The sequence below is a fragment of the Morganella sp. HMSC11D09 genome (assembly GCF_001807955.1).
GTDB classification, from domain to species: domain Bacteria; phylum Pseudomonadota; class Gammaproteobacteria; order Enterobacterales; family Enterobacteriaceae; genus Morganella; species Morganella morganii.
In genome coordinates, this window is sequence record NZ_KV791675.1 from 1 (window position 1) to 959 (window position 959).

1 protein-coding gene and 1 pseudogene are annotated in these 959 nt (G+C 47.3%); both read left to right on the forward strand.

What is annotated here, in order from left to right; genetic code table 11:
- Nucleotides 1-22 precede the first annotated feature (22 nt).
- Complete coding sequence (locus HMPREF3119_RS07540) at nucleotides 23-247, forward strand: hypothetical protein (protein WP_070579186.1); 225 nt, start codon at nucleotides 23-25, stop codon at nucleotides 245-247.
- Nucleotides 237-775 (forward strand): annotated as a pseudogene (locus tag HMPREF3119_RS07545) (phage N-6-adenine-methyltransferase). The gene HMPREF3119_RS07540 and the pseudogene HMPREF3119_RS07545 overlap by 11 nt, the downstream one beginning before the upstream one ends.
- The last annotated feature ends 184 nt before the right edge of the window (nucleotides 776-959 follow it).

Sequence of the window (959 nt, forward strand, 5' to 3'; positions counted from 1 at the left end):
CTGATGATGAAAGAGGCGGAGAATGAAAAAAGTTGAAGCAGTGACGACATTAGTTTTAATTAATGGCGAAACATATCAAATAGCACTACCGAAAAACATAGTGGCACTTCAGGCAAAGCAGGTATTAATGATGGCTCAGTCATTTGGCGGGATAATAGTTCCTTGTGATTTTGCCAGCATCAAGCCAATGAAGGCAGACGGGATGCCGTTTGATATAAATGACAGCAGGGGTAAGAATGAAAACTGACTACGGCGGGAGCACAACACCAAAGGAATTGCGTGATTTGTGGCAAACTCCCATCCCGTTATTCTCAGCACTGGACGCTGAATTCGGTTTTTACCTTGATGCCGCCGCCGATAAAAATAATACCCTCTGCTCTCATTATCTCACCGAAAAAGACAACGCATTAAACTCCGACTGGCAAAGCTACGGCTCAATATGGTGCAACCCACCGTATAGCGACATACAGCCGTGGGTCGCAAAGCTGCCGAACAGTGCGGGGAGCAACTGCAGCCGGTCGTGATGCTGGTTCCGGCAGATACATCCGTGGGATGGTTTAAATCGGCACTGGATACCGTTGATGAAGTCAGATTTATTACCGGTGGCCGGATATCGTTTATTAACGCCGGCACAAACAAACCGGTGAACGGAAACAACAAAGGTTCGATGCTTTTAATCTGGCGACCGTTCACCCAGCCCCGCCGGATAATTACCACAGTTAACCGTGATGACCTGATGGATATCGGCAACCGGTTACTGGAAGCACAAATCTGAGGTGACCAATGACACCACAGGAAGCAGAGAACGGACGCAGACGAATAGCAAGGGAATGCCTGAAGGAATTAATGAAGTACACATCAGACGAACAACACACCGCAATACTCGACAAATACACACCGAAATTTAAACCTCTTAATCACCTGCGCTTTCCGGCAAAGAGAGTGCTCGGGTATTACGT

Coding starts and splice junctions, on each gene's coding strand:
- HMPREF3119_RS07540 (WP_070579186.1), top strand. CDS start 23: ATGAAAAAAGTTGAAGCAGTGACGACATTAGTTTTAATTAATGGCGAA.